Source organism: Patiriisocius sp. Uisw_017 (genome assembly GCF_047731265.1).
Taxonomy (GTDB): Bacteria; Bacteroidota; Bacteroidia; order Flavobacteriales; family Flavobacteriaceae; genus Patiriisocius.
On record NZ_CP159835.1, the window covers coordinates 2,318,561 to 2,339,725 of the forward strand.

The following is a 21,165-nucleotide window of genomic DNA, read 5'->3' on the forward strand; positions in this document are numbered from 1 at the left end:
AATGACAGAAGAGAAGGTTGTTTTAGTAAATGATAATGACGAACAAATAGGGCTTATGCCAAAAATGGAGGCTCATGAAAAAGGATTGTTACATAGAGCCTTTTCAGTATTTGTATTTAATGATAGGAATGAACTAATGCTTCAACAACGTGCAATGCATAAATATCATTCTCCTGGTTTATGGACAAATACTTGTTGCAGCCATCAGCGTGAAGGTGAAACTAATGTTGAAGCAGGTATAAGGCGTTTACAAGAAGAAATGGGTTTTACAACGACTTTAGACGAAACGATTAGTTTTATATACAAAGCACCCTTTGATAATGGTCTGACCGAGCACGAATACGACCATGTTCTTGTAGGGAAATTTGAAGATAAACCAGCTATTAATCCTCAAGAAGTTGAAGATTGGAAATGGATGAAGCTTGAAGATGTCAAAAATGACATCGAAAATAATCCAACATTGTATACTGTTTGGTTTAAAATAATTTTTGATAAATTTTATAATCACTTATCACTATGAGTTTAACCGTTTTTAGAAAAGCGCATTTTAATGCGGCCCACAGATTATTTAGGCCAGATTGGAGTGATGAGAAAAATCTAGAAGTTTTTGGTAAATGTAGCAATCCTCTATATCACGGTCATAATTATGACCTTGAAGTGGGCATTACCGGTGATGTTGATCCAGAAACAGGGTTTTTAATAGATCTTAAAATTTTAAAAGAGATAATTAAAGAAGAAGTGGAAGATGCTTTTGATCACAAGAATTTAAACAAGGAAGTACCTGTTTTCAGGGAATTAATTCCAACGGTTGAAAACATTGCGATAGAAATTTATAACAGAATTTTAAAACGAGTAGGAGTGTCCTACAAAGTCTCTATTAAATTATATGAAACACCACGAAATTTTGTGGTATACACAGGTTAATTATGAGTTTAGCAAAAGGGGCCGAAATGCCAAATTTCAAATTGAAAGACCAAAATGGTGAATTGTTTGATTCAAAAGCCATTAAAGGTAAAAAAGGGGTCGTGATTTTTTTTTATCCAAAGAATTTTACGCCACAATGCACTAAAGAAGCGTGTAGCTTTAGAGACAGTTTTGAAGATTTTACGAATGCAGATATACAAGTAATCGGTATTAGTGCAGACACTGAAAAATCTCATAAAAGATTTGCCAGTAAATTTAACCTTCCTTTTACTTTGTTGGCAGACACAAATAAAGAAGTACGTCAATTATTTGAAGTCAGTAGTTCCATGCTTGGTCTCTTACCTGGTCGCGAAACCTTCGTTTTTGATGTAAATGGAAAATTGATTTCAAAATTTAAAGCAATGAACGCACAACCACACATTGATGGCGCTCTCGAACAACTTAAGAAGTAAAATTGATAAACAAACCTTTATATTTTCTAAAATTTAAACCCATCCTTAAAGAAAAGGTTTGGGGAGGAAATAAATTGGTAGATTTATTCAATAAAGAGGGTAGTGGGAAGTTAGGAGAAAGCTGGGAAATATCTGGTGTTAGAGAAGGTGTTTCAGTAGTTTCTAATGGAACATTAATAGGGCAATCTTTAACAAAAGTTATTAAAACGTATAAGGACGAATTACTAGGAACAAAGGTGTATGCTACTTTTGGAGAAACATTCCCACTATTATTTAAGTTTATTGACGCTCACGAAGACCTTTCAGTACAACTGCATCCAGACGATGATTTGGCAAAAGAACGTCACGATTCTTTCGGTAAAACCGAAATGTGGTATATTCTACAAGCTGAAAAAAATGCAAATCTTATCGTAGGTTTTAAACTTAATACTACCGTTAAAGAATACCAAGAAAAACTATTAGAAAATAGAATTACTGATATCTTAACATACGAAAGCGTCAGAAATGGAGATAGTTTTTATATAGCACCAGGAACAGTCCACGCTATTTGTGCAGGTGTTTTTTTAGCAGAAATTCAACAAACGAGTGATGTAACCTATAGGATTTATGATTGGGATCGTCCTGGATTGGATGGAAAAATGCGAGAACTTCATACCGATGAAGCTAAAAAGGCGATAAATTTTGAGGAAAATAATGCTAGGATATACTACGAAAATATCGAAAACACTTCAGTACTACTTAAAAGTAGCCCATATTTTGAAACCAATAAGCTAGTACTAACCCAATCTTGCTCTCGTAATTTAATGCATAAAGACAGTTTTGTAGTCTATATGTGTGTTTCGGGTAAGGCGACTATTTCTTGTCAAAATAACAAAGAATCGTTACAAGTTGGAGAAACTATTTTGATTCCACAGCAATTGGCAAACATCTATATAGAAACAAAAGAAGCAACACTTTTAGAGGTTTATATTCCCTAATAGTTTGTAAATTTGCACTTTGTAAAAAAAATTCTTATTAATTAAAAATACCCACGTATTTGGGAAACAATCATGGCGAATAAAAGAGATTTAAAAAAAGACATTAACTATGTTTTAGGAGATATTATCGAAGCGGTTTATATTTGGGAACTTACCAATCCTGAAAAGGAAACCAAAAAGTCACAAGCAGTAATAGATAATGCAATCACAACATTTGATGAGCTTATTGTCAAAGTAAACCAAAGAGATGTTGAAAATCCTAAACAACACTTTAAAGCAGTAAACGCAGAATTGGAAACAAAAGGGAGAGCATTAATTGACAAAATTAACGCGCTATAAACTAGTTTACAGATTTTTTAATATTTGCTATAAAAGACTCCAATGTGATACCATATTTGGAGTCTTTTATTTTTGGAGTTAGGCTAGTATAAACCGTGTCTAAATATTTAATATTTGCGTCATAAATTTCGGTTAGTGCTAAATAAGGAGCCGCTTCGTAATCATTATGATTGATTACAAAGTTTACTGTTGCCAAATATTTAGATGATAATAGTCTGTTTTGCTTTGCTTTGTTTTCTATTAAAAGGGAGTCGTTTTCATCTCTTATTGCCTCGAAATTTTCCGCAGTTAAATCAAGATTTCTATCGATATATCGTTGTATTAATTTTTGATGCATTCTATAAATAGAATCATTTTTTGAACCACTTATAATTGCATCAGATCCAAACAGTTCCAAGCTTGTTTTTATATGTATATCTGTCGCTTCTCCAAAGAAAGGAATGCGTTCATCCACTAAATTTCCATTATCCAATCTAAGATATAAGTAATACATTTCTGGGCTTATGATTTCTTCTTCAAAAGAAAAGGCGTTAACTCCATTTATTTGTATGGAGTCTACCGAAATTACAAGTGTGTCATCTAATTTTTGGAGCAGCAAAGTTCCTTTTTTTAGGCCCGTTACGGCGCCTGTAACGCGCATCTCGTTTTCACTTTTTCCACAACTTTCCAATACGAATAATGCGGTAACGATATAAACAATTCTTTTAAACATAGGTGGTTTTTATAAGAGCACAAAGATGCTTTAAAAATGGTGTAATTGAAAAGCTATCCTAAATAAAAAAGCTTTTTTTTGAAATTTTATAAGCTTCGTAAAATGTTGTTTTATCCTGCTGCAGCTAGTTGCATTAAAAAGGTACAAGCCACTGCTCCAATAGTACCAATAGCATAACCAAATACTGCTAACAATACGCCTACCGTCGCAAGTGATGGATGAAAAGCAGCGGCTACTATAGGCGCAGATGCCGCGCCTCCCACATTGGCTTGGCTGCCTACCGCAAGAAAGAAGTAGGGTGCTTTTATTAATTTTGCTACAAGAATTAAAAGTCCCGCGTGTATGGTCATCCAAACAACACCAATAATAATGAGTTGCCAGTTGTCAAAGATGAGCGTTAAATCCATCTTCATTCCAATAGTAGCCACAAGGATATAAATAAAAACACTTCCGTATTTACTAGCGCCCGCTCCTTCATAAGTTCGCAACCTAGTATAGGATAAAATAACTCCAATAATAGTTGTTATGGAGATCATCCAGAAAAACGATGAACTTAAGAAGGTAAATAAATTTCGTGTTAATCCATGGTTTAATCCATTTACAAAATCTGTAAAAAAGTTACTCATATAACCTGCTCCAAAATGAGCAAATCCTACAGTACCAAACGCGATGGCTCCAAGAATCATTAAATCTGTAAGTGACGGGTTTCGTTCAACGGCCAACGAATAATTAGAGACTTTCTCTTTCAGTGCTTCAATTGCAGTCGTATCTGCACCCAACCATTTGTCAATTTTAGCAGTTTTTCCAATACCTATTAAAATAAGCGCCATCCAAACGTTTGCGACTACGATATCTACAAATACCATTCCGCCATATAAAGCCTGGTTGTATCCATAAACTTCTAACATCGCTGTTTGGTTTGCGCCACCGCCAATCCAACTACCAGCTAATGTTGAGAGTCCCCTCCAAACGGCATCTGCTCCTTCGCCACCAACGGCTTCTGGCCAAAATGTTCCTACCAATAAAACAGCAATTGGACCGCCAATAATAATACCTACAGTTCCCGTTAAAAACATGATTAGTGCTTTAGGACCTAAATTAAAAACAGCTTTCAAATCTATGCTCAAGGTCATCAATACCAGTGCAGCCGGCAATAAATACCTGCTGGCAACGTAGTACAAACTAGAAGATTTTTCAGTAACATCGCCATTATCTGCAACACTTATCCAATCTGGGGAAATTATTCCTGTGGTGGTAAGTAATGCCGGAATAAAATAGGCCATAAATAGCGCTGGAACAATGGTGTAAAAAGACTTCCAAAACCCAGCGGTCTTTGCTGAAGTATAAAAAATAAGCCCAATAGCTAACATTAATAGTCCAAAGACAATCGTATCATTTGTAAAAAGGGGAGTAGTGTCTTCTATAATTTGGGCGACAGTATCTTGCATGGTTTAGTTTTTATGCAAAATAGTTTTTTAATTCTGAATTCAGAATTTTAGAAGTGAATAAATTACTTCAACAAATTATCACTATTTATTAAAACCTCAAACCGCAACCACATATTAAAAAACCACAAACTCTTAATTAATACTGCTTACTTTTTCCGGTTGTTCTTCTTAAGCATTTCATTAAGTATCCACTCAATTTGGCCATTGGTGGAACGAAACTCGTCTTGAGCCCATTTTTCAATAGCTTTCATCATGTCTTCATCGACTCTGAGTGCGAATGCTTTTTTCTTTGCCATAATTAGTTTATGTTACAACAGATTTTTGTTTTGAGTTTAATAATTAATTTAAAGTGATAACAGCCCTAGACTCAAAAGTAAAATTGAAGTACTAATTGTTATTTTAAATAGTTTGTTTTTTATAAAAGCCAGACTCCAAGCACACCATTTATTTTATGTTTGTAAACTATTCTTTAATGAAATTACTTATTGCTCCAATTAACGCTGGCATTACAGGTAGTTTAGGGTCATTATAGGTCTTTTGATTTTCAAGACCATCACCTTCTACTTTCTTGAGAATATGATTCATTTGTGGGATGATTAAATAGTCTGCTCCTGGTTTTCCTTTATGTAGTTCTTCTGCTTCGCTTATTCCTACTTGTATGTCATTATCTCCATTAATGATGAGTATCGGTATGTCTAATTTTGACAGTGCAGCTTTTGGATTGTATTTCATCCAACTATAAATAAAGGGCTGTAAAGCAGTTCTGAAAATTGATGCTAATCCTTTATCGTAGCTTGTCGTATTTCCATTGGCTTTTAATTCAGCAAAGGCCATTTTAGCGTTTTTAGTGAGCTGTGGAGCTTGTTTACTCAATTGCTCAACGATTACTTGGTCTATACTTCTTCCTGCTCCAGCGATTGAAACAAAACCATCTGCACCATCTTCCAAAGCAACCAAACCTACTAAAGACCCTTGGCTGTGGCCGATAATATAAATCTTGGAAAATACATTCGCGTTTTTAAAGTACGCTAGAACATCTTTAGCATCTTTTATAAAATCATCAAATCTTATACTCTCCTCATTAATACTGCGGTCTTTCATTTGCTTTACAATACGTTTGTCATATCTAAAGCTAGCAATGTTGTTCTTGTACAATCCTTCCGCTAGATAGCGAAGCGAATTATTTTCCATCATTTGTTGGTTTCCATTCCTGTCTGTAGGTCCAGATCCGCCTATTATGATGGCTAACGGAATTTTTTCTGCTGTTTTAGGTACTAAAATGGTTCCGTCAATGAATGGTGAAACACTAATGTCTTTTGAGTCTTTTTCTAGTGTTTGCGCATTTGAAAAATTCAAAAAAAGCAGCGAAATGATAATTGTATATTTCATAATTATTGTTTTTTAAGAACAATGTTTTGACCACGTTGCGAAAGTGTAAAGCTGGTAATTTCATTTTCGTTCTCTTTAAAAGCCATTTGTGCTTTTACTTCGTTATTAACAAAAGTATTTTCAGCAATAGGGGTGAATTCAAGCGCATTTTGGCCTGCAACCTGTCCATATAATTTATTGTCTTTAACCATAATAGTTGCTGTAAGACCATATTGTGAATCTTTATAAATCCCTTTATAGGTATTTAGTTTGCTGAAAGGCACTACGAAAACTTTAGCGTCCTTTGTAAATAGTCTGTTGTTTTCAGGATCGACTAAATGCGAGTGTATGTCTGAAATGTTTTGATCTCCAGTATTTGTTAAAACAGCTACGACTATTTCTTTTTCTAGATCGATACCTAAATAAGCGCTAAAGCCGTAAGTGCCGCCGCCGTGACTAATAGTACTTTCTTTTTTAAACCAATTGACGCCAATTTCAGTTTTACCATCCTCTGAAACAAATTGAGTAGGAATCGTTGCTTGTTGTGCTTCGGAAAGTTTATTTTCTCTGAGGTAGGACATTCCGTAGGAAACTAAATCTTTTATATCGGCCTTTAGTGCTCCTGCAGGAGAAAGTATGTTTAAATCCCAATGTGATGTAAGTTTTCCTTTTTGATATCCATAGGCAAAGTTTTTAGTTTGTGAAGCAGGAACATCAAAATAGGTGTGATTAAGGTTTAATGGTTCTAATATTTCGTTTTTAATTAGTGTTTTATATGGAGTGCTTTCAATAATAGCTAGCCCTTCACCCATAAGCCCAACCCCAATATTGCTGTAAGAATATTTTTTACCTACTTTCATAGTTCCCCAATTTGAGAGGTATTGGTAAAGCTTTTTTCTATCCAATTGGGCGTACGGATTTTGAAGATCTGGGGGATTATATCCTAAAGGAAAACTATGCAATCCAGAAGTATGAGTGGCTACATCTTTAAAGGTTACCTTTCTACCTTCAGGATCTGAAAGCTTTAATGAATCAGGAAAAACTGCATATAAAGGAGTGTCTAAAGTGACTTTATTCTCTAAAACCATTTTTGACAAAAGCAGCCCAGTAAATGTTTTTGTGATAGAACCAATTTCATAAATTGTAGCGGTAGTGGCAAGCGTCTTTTTTTCCATATTTTGATATCCTGTTACAAAATAATCAACTGTATTGTTTTTGTAAATACCAATTGCGATGGATGGGTTATCTCCATTTTCAATACGCCTTTCCAGTTCTTTCTTTACCGTATCTGTAATTTGAGCTTCAGTTATACCTACAAATAATAGTGCAGCGATAAAAAAGGGTATTCTAATTATTGTTTTCATCTAAATGTATTTGTAGCTGTTGATGACGCTTTCGGCCTCTACTCTTTTCTGCGTTCCTAAGAGCATTTTTTTTCCATCTTTAAATTCAATTTGGATGCCGATATTGCCTTTTGTAGTATAGGCTTTGCCGCGCTTATTAAACGAAAATTTATAACCCCAGCCGCCGTATTCTAAGATTGGGTTGTACTCACGAACGTATATTTTTTCAATTTGACTCCAAGCGATGTTTTTCATTTTTAAGTGAAATGGCCAAAAACCGTAAAAAATGCCTTGTTCATTGATTTTAGTTTTAAGCTTTAATCCGTAAATCAAAAGGATAACAAGTGGCGTAATTATATTTGAAGCGATTAAACTCAAAACAGCATTGCTGTCTTTAGCAATTTCTTGGTAGGTATTATATGAGGTAACTAGAACGATTGCAAATGTCGCGATCAATATCACTGAAAGCCACCATTGTGTAAATCTTTGTGCTTCTGTAAATACTCTCATCCTTTACTTTTTTCTAAGATGGCAATAGAGTTTGTGTCAGTGCAACCTATTAATTTCCCGTCTTTTGTGATCCAGCCTTGGCGGGCATATGAATTATGTAGATACTCAAGATTTTGAATATTTTGCGTCCAATTAAACATTGACTGTAACATTTTATATTCTTTCATTTTCAAAATGTAATTAATTATAGTTTTCACCCCTCATCATTCATTAATGATTAAGAGTTCCTGCATTTACAACCGGTGTTGCATCTTTGTCACTGCATAAAATAACCATTAGATTGCTTACCATCGCGGCTTTGCGTTCTTCGTCTAAATTTATAATTTGTTTTTTGCTAAGTTCGTTTAAGGCCATTTCTACCATGCTTACTGCACCTTCAACGATCTTGTGTCTTGCTGCAACAATTGCGGTAGCTTGTTGACGTCTTAGCATTGCGCTCGCAATTTCGTTGGCATAAGCGAGATAACCAATTCTTGATTCTAGCACTTCAATACCGGCAATTGCTAGTCTTTCTGTGAGTTCTAATTCTAGTGCCTCGTTGACTTCACTCATACTACTCCTAAGTGTAATGTCTTCATCTAGTCCTTCATCTGCAAAATTATCGTAGGGATATTTACTCGCTAGTTCACGAACAGCAGCATCGGTTTGGATGCGTACAAAATTCTCATAATTATCAACATCAAAAGCTGCTTTATGAGTGTCTTGGACGCGCCAAACTAAAATGGTGCTAATGATTATTGGATTTCCCATCTTGTCATTTACTTTAAGACGTTCACTATCAAAATTACGAGCTCTTAAAGAAATTTTTGTTTTTGTATAAAAAGGATTTACCCAATACAACCCATTATTCTTGATGGTGCCAATGTATTTCCCAAAAAGTAAAAGTATTCTGGAACTGTTAGGGTTTACCATAATAAAACCCGGAATCATAATTAGCGCAGTGAGAATTAAGAGTCCAAATAATGGGTGTCGAAATGCGATAATCCCGCCGATACCAAAAATAAAAAGGATAAGAAATAATAACAACATAGCGTATCCGCTTGGTGGAGTAGACGTTTTTTCGTTTGTCATAATATTTAATTTAAAATGATATTAAAATGATATTAAACAAATATAGGTTATTTTTTTATAAACAACCAAATTTATATTCTTGGCCTCATATATTTGAAAAAAGATTGCTGTATGTTTTATATTTGTGAGGACTTCATTAATTAGTTGATTATTAAAGTAATTTGATAGTATCTTTTTGTTCTCTTAAATGCATTGCTTGAAAATCCATGGAAACATCCTTTTTAATCATTTTTGGTTTAATGACCCCTGCAATTCGAGCACAGTAACTCGAGGCAGATTCGGGGCGTTTATTGAAAACAGAAATCACAAAATGTAATCAAAACCAATTCTAGAAAATATGAAGAACAAGACTATTCGTTGATGGGGTTGTCCTTAGACCATAATCCACTCACAGAGGAGAAACGTTTTTTGGCAGAAAAAACATTTAAGAAATTCTTCTTACTGTCCTCTAAACAGACATTTTGAAGTGTTGTGATATTTGTGCGCGACAGATTTTATTTTTTTTATCAGTCAAGTAAATCTATTTTCCCTGACTAATCATAATCGTTCCTTATATTTGTGAAAATAATATAGATATCCTATGAAAAATGCGTTCTCATTATTCTTGCTTTTCGTTCTCATAACAAACCCTTTATTTGCTACCGACGATTGGGGTAGAACTGGGCATCGAGTTACAGGTGAGATTGCTGAAAAATATTTGACTAAGGAAGTTAAAGAAAAAATAAAAAAATTATTAAATGGAGCCTCACTTGCATTTGTTTCTACCTATGGTGATGAGATAAAAAGTGATGACCAATATAGAAAGTACGGGCCTTGGCACTATGTTAACTTCCCTTTTGGCGGAAGCTATGAAGTTGTTGATAAAAGTGGTAGGGGAGATTTAATACAGGGAATACAGTATTGTGTGGACGTAATAAAAGATGAAAACGCTAGTCAAAAGGATAAGTCGTTTTTCCTGCGTATGCTAGTCCATTTTATTGGGGATTTACATATGCCGCTTCACGTGGGTATCGCAGATGATAAGGGCGGAAATGATTTCCAAGTGCGATGGTTTGGAGATGGCACTAATTTACATACCGTTTGGGATACAAAGTTGATAGAAAGTTATGAAATGTCGTTTACTGAATTGGCTGAAAATGCAGATTACCTGTCTGCAAATGAAATTGAAACTATCCAAAATAGCACGCCAATGGATTGGATGTATGAAAGTCGTGGATTGTGCGAAGATATATACGCAAATACCGAAGTAGGCCAGAAATTAAGTTATAAATATATGTATCGTTATGTAAATGTAGCACGATTGCAAATGCAAAAGGGAGGCATACGACTAGCTGGTCTATTAAATGAGCTTTTTAAATAATAGATACTATATTTCTGAAGGTTAAATTAATTCTAGGCTGCATTTTTCGTTTTGATTTTGGTAATTGGTGTTTCCAATTGGTTTGAGATCCACTGCCCATAAGTAATAAACTGCCGTGTTCTAATTCGATTTTATATTTTAATGTAGGATCTTTTTTATGTTTCAAATGAAAAACCCTTTTTTCTCCAAATGAAAGAGAGGCTATAATAGGATCTTCTCCTAGTTCTTTTTCATTATCACTGTGCCAACCGTTGCTGTCATTTCCATCTCGATATAAATTGAGTAATACGGTAGAAAATGTTGCATTGCTTTCATTCTCAATATCAGATTTTATTTTTTTGAGAACAGGCGTTAACGCGTTAGGCTGCATTACTACGTTTGAATAGGAATAAGGTTTTCCTTCTTCACCGTATAATGCTGTTAGGCGAGGTTGATGGTGCGTTTTTCCAAAAACGGTGATTGTGTCAGCTTTCCATAAGGTGTCTTTTTCAAGTATGCTTTGAATTTTTTTTGCATCTTCTACGGAATAAAAATTTGGAAAATACCAAGCAACTGCATCTTTTAAAGGAAGTAGAACCTTACGCTCATTATTCGCGGACGAAAATAAATCTATCATTTAATTTTAAAATCTTAAATAGGGATACAAATGTTTTTTTTTAGTCTCACCTCTTGGTTCTCCACTCTTTTTTAAACATACTGATAGGTCCAATAAATTAAACCAAATTGCAACGGAATTCTAAGAATAAGTACCCATTTTGGTAATTTAAGAGAAGCCTTTTCATTTTGTAACATATAAACATGAACTGAGAAAAATAATACAAGCATGACAATAATCATGTAGGCCCCGGTAGTTTCGGTTTTTGGATTTAATAAAATAAATCCTGCTAACATTTCAGCAATCCCACTAAGTATTACCATTAATTTAGGAGCTGGAATGTAGGTCGGCATTATGCGCTCATAAACTTTAGGTTGTCTAAAGTGATTTGCTCCGGCGACAATAAAAATAACGCCTAAAAGATATTGGTGCCAAGGAAGCATAAGATCAATTTTGTTAAAAGATTATAGCTGTAAAAATAGCCAATTAAATTACTAGAGCTTTAAATATACAGACAAAAACAAATTTTTAGTCAACCCCGTATAAACCCCTGTTTTTCGCTTTAAATTTTAAAATCAGAAAAAAAATGCAGACCTTCGGTTATTAATTATTCAAAAAATAAATTTTATGAGTTTTTCAGATGAAAAATTGCCAAAAAATGGAATCACCGCAAAAGAAGCAAGTGATTGGACAGCAGCATATCAAACAGCGCACCCTAATGAAACAAAAGCTTTTTCAATTCCAATTGTTGATTTATTGGAATTATTAACAGAGCTTGGTGTTTTACAAAAAGATGCAAAAGGCAATTTAACGACCCACGGCGTTACGGATCCCGCAGACGGTATTCGTGCTTATTTAGCCATTGGACCAGACCCCGATAAGCCTTCGGTAAATGAAGATAAATTAGTATTAGTTGGAACTGTTGATGGTGAGGATCAAGTTAAAGGAACCCCAAACCCACTAAAAGTTACATTACTTGGATCTGGTGCATTTGATTTGACGAGGCCTTGTCCAACGAAATGCGATGTTAAAAGTCCGCTCTATCATTCATAATTTTGATTGACTTACTAAACGAGAGCCTAGATAATATAGCTTCAATATTTTCATTAATAGTTGGGATTTTATATGCTGTTTACTGGTTTAAAGTTAAAGCTGATAGGGCATTTAGTTTTTTAACATTGTATTTAGGGTTGACTGTTATTATTAATTTGACAATGACATTTTACGCTACTCATAAATGGAATAATTTATTTATATCTCATTTTTATTTTATATCACAATTTGTTTTGTTGTCGCAGTTTTATTACTGTTTGTTTAAGAAAAAGCAAAAACAACTTGTAAGGTTTTTACAAATATTAGTGTTGTTGATAATAATAATTAATTTTATTATTGACCCCGCAATCTTTTTTAAATTTAGTCTTTTGGAAGTTTTTGTAACCGCTATTACATTGGTGGTATTTACTATCATTCATCTTTATAACTCTTTGATAGAAAAAGGGACATACCAATATGTAAATGCAGGTATTTTGATTTATTTATCAATGAGTACTCTTATATTTTTCTTAGGAAACTATTTGGCTTTGAGTAAAGATTTGCCTGAAGGGTTAAGCAATAATATATGGAATATTAATATTTTACTTGTGCTTATTTATCAAACATTTATATTTTTAGAATGGAAAATTAATATCTCAAAATGGAAAACCAAGAATCCTTAATAGCTGTACTTGCTTATGGGATAGTGTTTATTTCGCTATTGCTTTTGGGCTTGATGCTATTTTTTCATTATTCCCGAAAGAAAATTGTACAAGAGCAAGTTTCAAAAATTGAAATGAAACTATACCATCAAAAAAATGTTTTGAAAGCAACCATTGCAACCCAAGAAGAGGAGCGCACGCGTATTGCACAAGATTTACATGATGATATTAGTTCTAAACTTAATATTGTGAGTTTAACAACCAATATGTTATTAGATGACACTGCGTTCTCAAAGGAGCATTACAAATCATTGAATCATATCTTAGAGGTTACCACTACGACTTTGGAGAGCTCGAGAAAAATCGCACACGATCTTTTGCCACCTATTTTAGATAAATTTGGATTAGAGGTTGCTCTGGAAGAATTATTAGATGATTATATTAGAACCAATAAGCTTCAAGTTCTTTATGAAATTAATAGGCTTCCATTGGTGCTAAAATCTAATGAACTTCATGTTTTTAGAATTGTACAGGAATTAATAAATAATGCCATAAGGCACGCAAACGCTTCGCAAGTACAAATCAATTTAAACGCTACAGACTCTGGGTTTTTATTAAAGTTTGAAGATAATGGCGTAGGTTTTGATACTACAGATTTTGAAGAAAAAGCTGGATTGGGTATTCAAAATATCAAAAGTAGAGCAGCTATTTTAAATGCAACACTTACTGCAGAAAGTACTTTGGGCGTTGGCAGTAATTTTATTTTAAAGACAAATGGAAAAGATGAATAAAATAACCTTAGTGTTAGCAGATGACGAATTGCTTTTTAGACAAGGTTTACGAGCGATTTTAAGTAAACATGAAGATTTTGAAATTCTTTTTGATTCTTCTGATGGGGCAGATTTAGTTTCGCAATTAAGAGAGGCTAATACTTTGCCTGATATTGTTATTATAGATTTAAAGATGCCTGAATTAAATGGGGTAGAAGCCACTAAGATTATAATAGAAGAATTTCCTGAGGTAAAAATTATCGCACTTACTAGTTATTTTAGCAAACCCTTTATATTAAATATGTTCTCTATAGGAGCTGTTGCATATCTTGCAAAAAACAGTACCCCAAGTCTTATGGTCAAGACTATTCAAGAGGTTGCGTCCAAAGGTTTTTATTATGATGATCAGGTTTTTAAGTATATTCAAGAAGGACTTTTAGGAGGTTTTAATAACAGACCAATGTCTAAATTTGATAAGAGTTTTATCTCCAAAAGAGAGTTGGAAGTATTGGAGCTTATTTGTAGGCAATATACCACAGTAGAAATCGGAGATAGTCTCTTTATTAGTCCACGAACAGTAGAAGGTCATAGAAATAGTTTGTTTCTCAAAACCGATTCTAAAAATAGCGCAGGTCTTGTGGTATTTGCACTACAGAATGATATTGTTAAATTAGATATTCCTTTTTAAAAGAGGTAATTAAGAATTTAAATTTTATATGCAAAAAGGACTTTCTTTTATTAGAGAAAGTCCTTTTTTTGTAAATAATAAAATTACTCTTTTACTAATTGTTTAATGATAGTCCCATATTCACTTTCAATTAGTAAAATATATCCAGCACTCTGTAACCGTGAAATGTCAATTTGAGAAATATCTTCAAGTATTGAAATGTTTTCATTTAGTGCCAACCTTCCGTTAAGGTCATAAATGCTCACTTTTGATATTTGTATTAATTGTGGGTTGCTAATATTTATTAAATTGGATGCTGGATTAGGATAGGTACTTATGGTTGTTATAGATAATGATGGATCATTGTTGCCTAGCAAATCATTAACGACTAGTATAAACTCACATTCACCCTCAAACCCATTTTCATCTTCTGCTGTCATGGTTATGATATACGTGCCTTGTTGTAAAGGTGTACCTGGCGCTGGGTCTTGGTCAAGATTTTGGATACCTGAACAGTTATCTACTGCGGTTGCTTCTCCCGTATCAAAATAATCTGGTAATTCGTAAGGTCCTGTAGATATTACTGTCTGGTTAGGTGGGCAGGTGATAACCGGTGGTAAACTGTCTGCTATTGTAACGATTGCTATACAAGAATCAATAACTCCTTCAGCATTTGTAACGGTTAATGTAACTTGGACTGGTGTTCCTATGTCTGAACAAGTAAAGGTGTCAATATCTAAGCTTAAACCATCTAAACAACTTTGCCCCGAAGAACCATTATCTATATCCTCTGGTGTTATAGTTACCGACCCATTATCTTCTACGACTACTGTTATACTTTGACAAACTGCTACTGGAGGAAGCACGACTTCTAAAACGGTTACAGTAGCAACACATGTTGCGGTGTTACCGCTGGTGTCTGTAATACTAAGGGTAACTTCATTTTCACCTAAATTGGTGCAATCTAGTTCCGTAATATCTAGTTCAATATTAGCTATCACACAATTATCAGTACTTCCGTTATTAATTTCGGCCGCAGTAATAGTTGCCATTCCCATAGCATCTAATTGTACCGTTAAATTTTGGCAAATAGCCACTGGAAATTCACTGTCTATTACGGTAACGATCGCTATACAACTGTTTTCATTTCCGTTTACATCTATAATTGTGAGCGTTACTTCGTTTTCACCCACATCACTGCAATCAAAGTCTGTTTGATCTATGGTAATGGTGTCTATTCCGCAATTGTCGCTACTCGCAGCATCAATATCTGCTTCTGTTATTGATGCCATTCCCATAGCGTCTAAAACGATGCTTATGTTTAGGCAATTTGTAATGGGTCCTTCATCATCTACAATAGTCACGATAGCAGTACACTCTGCTGTGTTTCCTGAGGTATCTGCAATGGTTAGCGTTACAACATTGGGACCTATATTAGTGCAGTCAAAAGTATCAACATCAATGCTTAATAAGTCTATTGCACAATTATCAAAACTTCCATCATCAATATCTGCCGCAGTAATGGTAGCCATTCCCATAGCATCGAGCGCTACGGTAATGTCATTACAAGTAACAACTGGTAAACCGGTGTCTTCAACCGTTACTATTGCTTCACAGGTTGCGGTACTTCCGTCATTTTGAGTTACGGTTAGGGTAATGGTATTGTCACCAACATTTGAACAGTCAAAAGAAGTTATGTCTGCCGTTAGAACTAAAGTGGAGCTCCCACAATTATCATTGCTGCCGCCATCAATATCTTCAGGTTCAATAGTTGCCACTCCCATTGCGTTCAAGGTAATTGTAATGTTTTGACAAATAGCTTCTGGTGGTGTGGTGTCTTCAATAGTAACAACTGCAGTACAGGTGCTTACATTTCCATTTACATCGGTAACTGTTAGTGTTACATCGTTGTCACCTAGGTTCGAACAATCAAATGTGTCAATGTCTAGAGTTAGTGTATCAATTCCGCAGGCATCATTACTGCCATTGTCGATGTCTCCAGGTGCAATCGTTGCCATCCCTAAAGCATCTAAGGTCAATGTCAAGCTTTGACAAAGAGCTTCTGGTAATGTATCATCTATTACCATTACTAAAACCGTGCAGCTGTTTATATTTCCAGCGTCATCTGTTGCGGTTAATGTTACGGCATTTGCCCCCACATTAGTGCAATCAAAAGTATCTTGATCTATTGCTAAAGTGAAGCCACAGTTGTCAAAGGATCCATCGTCAATATCTGCCGGGGTAATGGTAGCATTTCCACTAGCATCTAATATGACTGTAATTGCTTGGCATTGTACTGCGGGTAAAATATCGTCTAAGATGGTAATAACTGCCATACACGTGGCAGTGTTTCCATTGAGCTGTGTTACCGTAAGTATTACATTATTGTCACCAACATTCGAACAATCAAACTCAGTAATGCTAGCCTCTAAGGTAATGTCTGTTCCACCACAATTATCGGTACTCCCATTATCTATATCTGATGCTACAATAGTAGCCATACCTATTGCATTTAGTGATAGCGTAATGTTTTGACATATAGCAGTAGGAGTTCCACCTACAACCACTGTAACAATGGCAACACAGGTATTTGAATTTCCGCTAGTATCTGTAACTGTTAATGTAACGTTATTGTCTCCTAGGTTGCTGCAGTCAAACATATCGATGTCTATTGATGCGTTTGCTATGGTACAATTGTCTGTGCTTCCACCATCTACTTGTGAAGGCAAAATAGTAGCCACTCCAGCTGGATTTAACTCAATGGTGATGTTTTGGCAAACTGCCTCTGGAGCAATTATATCTAAGACGGTTACAACAGCGTTACAGGTTGCGGTCATACCGCCATTTTCTGCGGTAAGTAGTACTGCGTTTGTACCTATGTCTGAGCAATCAAAAGTGTCATTGTTAAGAGAGAGATTGACGGCTGTATTATCACAACCAAAGAAGCTTCCATTATCAATATCTGAGGGCAAAATAGTTATAACACCAGATGCATCTAGAAATACATTAATGTTTTGACAGGACGCTACAGGCATTTGATTTTCTAATACCGTTACGGTTGCAGTGCAAGCGTCAATATTACCACTGCTATCTTCAATAGTAAGTGTAATTGTATTGTTTCCTAGATTTGCACAAGTGAAGGTGTCAAAATCTATAGTCGTAGCAACAATGGAACAATTGTCAAAACTACCGTTGTCTAGTTGTGAAGGGGTAATTATTGCGATTCCAGCAGGATCCAATGATATGGTTATATTTTGACAAACTGCAGTGGGTAAAATGGCATCTTGAATAGTAACTGTTGCTTGACACGAATCTACATCGCCATCACCATCCATCACCATTAAAGTTACTGTGTTTGGACCTATGTCTGCACAGGTAAATGTATTCACATCTATGCTTAATGTTACTAGGCCTGTGTCTGAAAAGGATCCACCATCAATGTCTTCTGGTAGAATAGTAACATTTCCGGAAGCATCTAATTGCGCAATAAAATTTTGACAAACTACCGTAATGTTTCCATCATTAGTTGAAGTAGTTAGGTGATTTGATTCTTTTTTATCATTATTTAATGCAGCGTTGTTAGTTGCAAACGTAGTTGCTATTGAAAGTAGAAAAGAGAAACAGCATAAAATAATAGCGTACTTGTTTTTCATAAGAAGGTTTTTTTCAACAAAATAGGTTCATTTTATCATTTTTAAAAATATATTTTATTAAATATCAGCTATTTCCTATGTAATGCAAAAAAACCTGTTAACGGAATCGCTAACAGGTTTTTTTAATTAATGTTAAATATAAAAGTGGGAACACTTTTTATGCTTGTATTATTTAATCATCTCATAACTTCGTTTTATAAACTTCGTCATATCTTCCCCTTTTAATAAACCTTTGCTCAATTTTGCCAAATCTAAGGCTTGATTTACCAAACGTTCTTTTTTCTTAGCAGTCTTCGTGTTTAAAATTTCAGAAACCAATTCATTATTAGTATTTACAATGAGATTGTACATATCTGGCATTCCGCCTAGACCAAACATTCCACCGCCACCAGATTGTTGCATCTCTTTCATACGACGCATAAATTCCGGCTCCGTAATCGTAAAGGCATTTGCAGCACTGTCCATGGATTCTAATTGTACTGAAAACTTTTCTGCTGGAATTGTTGCAGTTAAAAAGGTTTTCAGCGTTTCTTTCTCCTCATCATTTAATTTAGAGATGGCTTCTTCATCCTTATTAATTAAATTATCAATATGATCTCCATCCACACGAGCAAAAGAAATTTTCTCTTTGCTTGTTTCCATTTTCTGTATTAAATGGGCAATAATAGGAGAATCCAATAACAATACTTCGTAGCCTTTGTCTTTAGCAGACTGGATATAACTGTGTTGTTCGTCTTTATTACTAGCATATAGCAATACTAATTTTTCATCTTTATCGGTTTGTGATGCTGCTAGATTTTCTTGTAATTCAGCAAACGTATAATACTTACCGTCTACCGTTGGGTATAGCATAAAATCTTGTGCTTTCTCAAAGAATTTATCTTCGGTTAGCATCCCGTATTCGATCACAATTTTAATATCGTTCCATTTGCTGTCAAAATCTTCTCTATTTTCTTTGAAAAGACTTTTCAGTTTGTCTGCAACTTTACGAGAGATGTAACTAGAAATCTTTTTTACCGCACCATCTGCTTGCAAGTAACTCCTTGAAACATTTAACGGGATGTCTGGGGAGTCAATTACTCCGCGAAGCATCGTCAAAAATTCTGGAACAATTCCTTCTACATTGTCTGTTACAAATACTTGGTTTTGATATAATTGAATCTTATCTTTTTGAACCTGCATATCCTGGCTCATCTTTGGAAAATACAAGATCCCCGTAAGATTAAATGGATAATCTACATTTAAATGAATATTGAAAAGAGGCTCTTCAAATTGCATTGGGTACAACTCACGGTAAAATTTTGAGTAATCTGCGTCTTTTAACTCGGTAGGTTGTTTTGTCCAAGCGGGAGCAGGGTTGTTGATGATATTATCAATTTCTTGTGTTGGCGCTTTGTCTTCTTCTTTTGCATCTTCAGGCTTTGGAAGTGTTTCTGTCTTCATCCCAAATTTAATTGGGATTGGCATAAACTTATTATACTTCACTAGCAATTCTGTGATTTTTGATTCTTCTAAAAACTCCAATTCATCTTCAGAAATATGCAAAACAATCTCAGTACCTCTTTCAGTTCTGTCAGTTTCTTCTATCGTATAGTTAGGAGAGCCGTCACAACTCCAATGTGCAGCGGGTGCATCTTTGTAGCTCTTGGTGAAAATCTCCACCTTCGCGGCCACCATAAATGCAGAATAGAAACCAAGACCAAAATGACCAATAATTCCAGCATCTTCGCCTTTAGTGTCTTTGTATTTTTCAATAAACTCTTCCGCTCCAGAAAATGCGATCTGGTTAATGTATTTATCTACTTCTTCCGCAGTCATCCCAATACCTTGGTCGATGATGTGTAGCGTTTTTGCTTCTTTGTCTATTTTAATTTCAATTTTTGGATTTCCGTAGTCCACACTTACTTCCCCTATGTTTGTTAGGTGCTTTAGTTTAAGCGTGGCATCTGTGGCATTACTTACTAGCTCCCGTAAAAATATTTCGTGGTCGCTGTATAAAAATTTCTTGATGAGCGGGAAAATATTTTCAACCGCAACATTAATTGTTCCTGTACTCATGTAAAAAAGTTTAAATTATTATAGGTGTAAGAGTTTGGCATTTGTTCGGCCAAACTCTTACATATTTGTGTTCTATGTTTTCAAAATGAGTACCAAGGTTTTATTTGTGACAGGATGTCACTTCAGCATCATTTTGATATATTTTTCCTTTCGGAAAACATATCAAAAATCACTCAGTGACTTTTGATGGTTTGTTTTACTTAACCCTGTTTGTAATGCTTAACAAATATGTTTTAAGACATTTAATCTCTTAGGAGCTAATTTCTCGATGCTTTCATCATTCCTGTCTTATTTTAGGGCCTGCCTTGAGGACAGGTAGGTTTGGGATTTTGTTTTTTTAATACTATCTGAGCATGCATCGAGGTGGTTTATTATTTGTTATGTTTTTTGCTGAAAAGAATAGCGAGCATATCCTGGGTGTCATCATACAATTGAAATTAAAAAATTAACATTACTTTGTTTAAACTTTAAGATTTATATTTAAACAAAGTGATTATATTTGTAGTCTATATTTAGAGTAATAATAATTCACACTTGTGAATCATTTTATTTTATTGGTTAGGTTGTTTAGAAAAGAGAAGCGAAAGCTTCTCTTTTTGTTTCTACACTAATTACCAAGATCCCATTCAATTATAGTTTCCTGTATTTTAGCGTTTTAATTGATAAAAAGGTGCTTTTTTAAACTTTTTGTGCTTTTTTGTAATTGTTTGTACTTATAGAGTGAAACAATTTTTAAAATGCACAAAACACCGGATTTTGTAAATTTAATTCTAAATCATCAAGGGCTTATTTATAAAATAACCCGCGTGTATGTAGACGATGCTGAGGATCAAAAAGATTTGTATCAAGAGATTGTATTTCAGTTATTCAAATCCATCAAGAATTTTAAAGGAAATGCAAAAATTAGCACTTGGATGTACCGACTCGCTATGAATACTGCCATAGCTTATCTTAATAAAAGCAAACGACAAAAACATAGCATTACTTCCTTTGAGTTGCCAGATATTCCAGATGACACCAGTGCAGTTACGGAAGAACGAAGCAATCATTTATATACTGCAATAAAAAAGCTCACAGTTATTGAGCGCGGAATTATAGTCCTCTTTTTAGAAGGAAAGAATTACCGAGAAATAGGAGAGATTACAGGGTTTTCTGAAAGTAATGTAGGCACAAGAATGGGGCGAATCAAACAAAAGTTGAAAGAATTAATTAAAGAATAATACT

Annotated in this window: 22 protein-coding genes; 11 read left to right on the plus strand and 11 right to left on the minus strand. The window is 34.5% G+C overall.

All coding sequences use genetic code 11. The features are described 5' to 3' along the window. Nucleotide 1 precedes the first annotated feature (1 nt). The 5 genes from idi to ABXT67_RS10610 all read left to right on the plus strand — a co-directional run bounded on the left by idi (nucleotide 2) and on the right by ABXT67_RS10610 (nucleotide 2,692). Nucleotides 2-520: an isopentenyl-diphosphate Delta-isomerase gene (gene idi / locus ABXT67_RS10590; protein WP_415373964.1), complete on the plus strand. Its 519-nt coding sequence runs from the start codon at nucleotides 2-4 to the stop codon at nucleotides 518-520. Then, complete coding sequence (locus tag ABXT67_RS10595) at nucleotides 517-924, plus strand: 6-pyruvoyl trahydropterin synthase family protein (protein ID WP_415373965.1); 408 nt, start codon at nucleotides 517-519, stop codon at nucleotides 922-924. Before idi ends, ABXT67_RS10595 begins: the two co-directional genes overlap by 4 nt. 2 nt (nucleotides 925-926) lie before the next feature. Next, nucleotides 927-1,376, plus strand: a complete 450-nt coding sequence (locus ABXT67_RS10600) for a peroxiredoxin (protein ID WP_415373966.1) — start codon at nucleotides 927-929, stop codon at nucleotides 1,374-1,376. A gap of 2 nt (nucleotides 1,377-1,378) precedes the next feature. Beyond that, the gene (locus ABXT67_RS10605) at nucleotides 1,379-2,353 is read left to right on the plus strand and encodes a type I phosphomannose isomerase catalytic subunit (protein WP_415373967.1); all 975 of its coding nucleotides are present in this window, start codon (nucleotides 1,379-1,381) and stop codon (nucleotides 2,351-2,353) included. Nucleotides 2,354-2,425: 72 nt separating this feature from the next. Further along, entirely contained in the window at nucleotides 2,426-2,692 is a 267-nt protein-coding gene (locus ABXT67_RS10610; RefSeq protein WP_415373968.1) for a hypothetical protein, read from the plus strand. A 1-nt stretch (nucleotide 2,693) separates the two neighbouring features. Here ABXT67_RS10610 and ABXT67_RS10615 read toward each other — a convergent pair whose 3' ends face one another. From ABXT67_RS10615 to ABXT67_RS10645, 7 genes are all read right to left on the minus strand, one after another. Then, nucleotides 2,694-3,404 (minus strand): DUF4369 domain-containing protein, encoded by a 711-nt coding sequence (locus tag ABXT67_RS10615; RefSeq protein WP_415373969.1) that lies wholly within the window; start codon nucleotides 3,402-3,404, stop codon nucleotides 2,694-2,696. A gap of 110 nt (nucleotides 3,405-3,514) precedes the next feature. Continuing rightward, a complete protein-coding gene (locus ABXT67_RS10620; RefSeq protein WP_415373970.1) occupies nucleotides 3,515-4,852 on the minus strand; it encodes a DUF819 domain-containing protein in 1,338 nt (445 codons plus the stop codon). A 146-nt stretch (nucleotides 4,853-4,998) separates the two neighbouring features. Continuing rightward, nucleotides 4,999-5,148, minus strand: a complete 150-nt coding sequence (locus ABXT67_RS10625; RefSeq protein ID WP_415373971.1) for an Arc family DNA-binding protein — start codon at nucleotides 5,146-5,148, stop codon at nucleotides 4,999-5,001. Nucleotides 5,149-5,314: 166 nt separating this feature from the next. Then, nucleotides 5,315-6,241 carry an alpha/beta hydrolase family protein gene (locus ABXT67_RS10630; RefSeq protein ID WP_415373972.1) on the minus strand — a complete coding sequence of 309 codons (927 nt, stop codon included), beginning with the start codon at nucleotides 6,239-6,241 and terminating at the stop codon, nucleotides 5,315-5,317. 2 nt (nucleotides 6,242-6,243) lie between these two features. Continuing rightward, nucleotides 6,244-7,584, minus strand: coding sequence for a serine hydrolase domain-containing protein (locus tag ABXT67_RS10635; RefSeq protein WP_415373973.1), 1,341 nt, complete (start codon nucleotides 7,582-7,584; stop codon nucleotides 6,244-6,246). Then, nucleotides 7,585-8,073: a hypothetical protein gene (locus ABXT67_RS10640; protein ID WP_415373974.1), complete on the minus strand. Its 489-nt coding sequence runs from the start codon at nucleotides 8,071-8,073 to the stop codon at nucleotides 7,585-7,587. A gap of 210 nt (nucleotides 8,074-8,283) precedes the next feature. Beyond that, nucleotides 8,284-9,144, minus strand: a complete 861-nt coding sequence (locus tag ABXT67_RS10645; protein ID WP_415373975.1) for an SPFH domain-containing protein — start codon at nucleotides 9,142-9,144, stop codon at nucleotides 8,284-8,286. 580 nt (nucleotides 9,145-9,724) lie between these two features. Here ABXT67_RS10645 and ABXT67_RS10650 point away from each other — a divergent pair. Continuing rightward, on the plus strand, nucleotides 9,725-10,504 hold the full coding sequence (locus tag ABXT67_RS10650) for a S1/P1 nuclease (RefSeq protein WP_415373976.1): 780 nt from the start codon (nucleotides 9,725-9,727) through the stop codon (nucleotides 10,502-10,504). Here ABXT67_RS10650 and ABXT67_RS10655 read toward each other — a convergent pair. Both ABXT67_RS10655 and ABXT67_RS10660 read right to left on the minus strand, forming a co-directional pair. After that, a complete protein-coding gene (locus ABXT67_RS10655) occupies nucleotides 10,497-11,120 on the minus strand; it encodes an alpha-ketoglutarate-dependent dioxygenase AlkB family protein (protein ID WP_415373977.1) in 624 nt (207 codons plus the stop codon). The two genes, ABXT67_RS10650 and ABXT67_RS10655, sit on opposite strands and share 8 nt — an antisense overlap. 71 nt (nucleotides 11,121-11,191) lie before the next feature. Then, nucleotides 11,192-11,542, minus strand: coding sequence for a MauE/DoxX family redox-associated membrane protein (locus tag ABXT67_RS10660; protein WP_415373978.1), 351 nt, complete (start codon nucleotides 11,540-11,542; stop codon nucleotides 11,192-11,194). Nucleotides 11,543-11,726: 184 nt separating this feature from the next. Here ABXT67_RS10660 and ABXT67_RS10665 point away from each other — a divergent pair, with 184 nt between their 5' ends. From ABXT67_RS10665 to ABXT67_RS10680, 4 genes are read left to right on the plus strand one after another with little or no spacing between them, the layout of a single operon-like run. Beyond that, complete coding sequence (locus ABXT67_RS10665) at nucleotides 11,727-12,152, plus strand: hypothetical protein (RefSeq protein WP_415373979.1); 426 nt, start codon at nucleotides 11,727-11,729, stop codon at nucleotides 12,150-12,152. Nucleotides 12,153-12,154: 2 nt separating this feature from the next. Continuing rightward, nucleotides 12,155-12,814: a hypothetical protein gene (locus ABXT67_RS10670; RefSeq protein WP_415373980.1), complete on the plus strand. Its 660-nt coding sequence runs from the start codon at nucleotides 12,155-12,157 to the stop codon at nucleotides 12,812-12,814. Next, nucleotides 12,793-13,584, plus strand: coding sequence for a sensor histidine kinase (locus tag ABXT67_RS10675; RefSeq protein WP_415373981.1), 792 nt, complete (start codon nucleotides 12,793-12,795; stop codon nucleotides 13,582-13,584). Before ABXT67_RS10670 ends, ABXT67_RS10675 begins: the two co-directional genes overlap by 22 nt. Next, nucleotides 13,577-14,251 (plus strand): response regulator, encoded by a 675-nt coding sequence (locus ABXT67_RS10680; protein ID WP_415373982.1) that lies wholly within the window; start codon nucleotides 13,577-13,579, stop codon nucleotides 14,249-14,251. The genes ABXT67_RS10675 and ABXT67_RS10680 overlap by 8 nt, the downstream gene beginning before the upstream one ends. A gap of 83 nt (nucleotides 14,252-14,334) precedes the next feature. Here ABXT67_RS10680 and ABXT67_RS10685 read toward each other — a convergent pair whose 3' ends face one another. Then, complete coding sequence (locus tag ABXT67_RS10685) at nucleotides 14,335-17,883, minus strand: HYR domain-containing protein (protein ID WP_415373983.1); 3,549 nt, start codon at nucleotides 17,881-17,883, stop codon at nucleotides 14,335-14,337. A gap of 168 nt (nucleotides 17,884-18,051) precedes the next feature. Further along, the gene (gene htpG / locus ABXT67_RS10690) at nucleotides 18,052-19,941 is read right to left on the minus strand and encodes a molecular chaperone HtpG (RefSeq protein ID WP_415373984.1); all 1,890 of its coding nucleotides are present in this window, start codon (nucleotides 19,939-19,941) and stop codon (nucleotides 18,052-18,054) included. Between the two features lie 737 nt (nucleotides 19,942-20,678). Between htpG and ABXT67_RS10695 the strand changes: the two genes are divergently transcribed. Further along, entirely contained in the window at nucleotides 20,679-21,161 is a 483-nt protein-coding gene (locus ABXT67_RS10695) for an RNA polymerase sigma factor (RefSeq protein ID WP_415373985.1), read from the plus strand. Nucleotides 21,162-21,165: the final 4 nt, after the last annotated feature.